2 protein-coding genes are annotated in these 1,444 nt (G+C 52.3%); one reads left to right on the forward strand and one right to left on the reverse strand.

What is annotated here, in order from left to right:
- Positions 1-164: 164 nt before the first annotated feature.
- Positions 165-767: a short chain dehydrogenase gene (locus KQJ19_RS23565; RefSeq protein ID WP_047414795.1), complete on the reverse strand. Its 603-nt coding sequence runs from the start codon at positions 765-767 to the stop codon at positions 165-167.
- A gap of 98 nt (positions 768-865) precedes the next feature.
- On the opposite strand from KQJ19_RS23565, the gene KQJ19_RS23570 reads away from it, so the two are divergent.
- On the forward strand, positions 866-1,444 hold a 579-nt coding region (locus tag KQJ19_RS23570), incomplete at its 3' end, for a LysR family transcriptional regulator (protein ID WP_216404273.1).

A 1,444-nucleotide genomic window follows, 5' to 3' on the forward strand; every position in this document is an offset into this window, starting at 1 on the left:
GAATGAGCTTGTTTGTTTATTATTTGTGATCAAAAACAACAATTATTTAACATTATAAAAAGTGAGGTTAAGTGCGGGGAGGAGAAGGGAGGACAGGTAATGTTATTTTAAAACAAAGAGTTAATTATGCTGCCGCTGAGGGTAACTCAACGGCAGCAGCAAAGTCAGTAACCGACTTTATAAATGCGCCCGGTTTGGATGCCTTCCACGCTGCGGCGATAGGCATTGGCAACGGTAGCGGCGGGGACGCTTTCAAAGCCTGGGAAGAAACCATCGTATGCTTCGGCGGATTCACTGAGTACGGTTGGGCTTATCAGGTTTATGCGCTGACCACGACCTAGCTCACAGGCAGCAGCGCGCACAAATCCTTCCAGTCCGGCATTGATCGTTGCCGCATTCGCCCCTTGTGCGATGGGTTCATGGGCGATAATGCCGCTAATTAGCGTAATCGAGCCGCCATCATTGAGGAAATGTTGCCCGGTTAATGCCAGACGTATTTGGCCTAACAGCTTATCCTGTAATCCCTGATTAAAGTCCTCGTCGGTCATTGTCGACAGCGGGCCAAAGAACAGGTTGCCGGTGGCGGAAACGATCGCATCTACCCGACCGACTTTTTCAAACAATGCCTCGACACTCTCCTGCGAGGTGATATCGACCTGGTAATCTCCCTGCGTGCGACCTACGCGGATCACCTCATGTTTACGGCTTAACGTTTCTGTGACTGCGCGCCCCACTGTACCGCTGGCACCAATAATGACGATTTTCATAACCACCTCCAGAATAGTGTGAGCCGCTATTCTTTAATGAAAATGAAATCGGATAAACTGGCTATAAGTTAGATGATTACTAACCAGAGGTTTGTAATATGGATAAGCTGCGCGGCATGGAAACGTTTATCGCCGTGGTGGAGAGCGGAAGCTTTACCTCCGCGGCAACAAGACTCGAGATGTCTGCGGTGATGGTGGGAAAATATATCACCCAACTGGAAGCACAGCTTGGCACGCGTCTGCTGGAGCGCAATACTCGCCGCCAGAGCCTGACCGATGCCGGGCGTGTCTATTTTGAAGAAGCCCGCCGCGTGCTGGAGCAGGTGTCGATAGCTGAGCGTTCGGTAGAGCGTCTGCGGCTGGCCCCTGCGGGGACGCTGCGCATTAGCGCGCCTACTTCTTTTGGCGCTTGCGTTATCTCGCCGCTGGCCGCTGCGTTTTTACAGGCCTGGCCAGAGGTGCGCATTGAACTGGATCTGACCAACCGGATGGTTGATCTGGTGAATGAAGGCGTCGACCTGGCGATCCGTATTGGCGATATCCATCAGACTGATGTGGTGGCGAAATACCTGTGCCCTTACCGTATGGCGATCTGTGCATCAAAGGATTATCTTGCCCGTCATGGCACGCCCCTTACGCCAGCGGATCTGGTGGATCATCTGTGCCTGTCCCATACC

The organism is Citrobacter sp. S46_ASV_140, from assembly GCF_018919545.1.
GTDB classification, from domain to species: domain Bacteria; phylum Pseudomonadota; class Gammaproteobacteria; order Enterobacterales; family Enterobacteriaceae; genus Citrobacter; species Citrobacter braakii.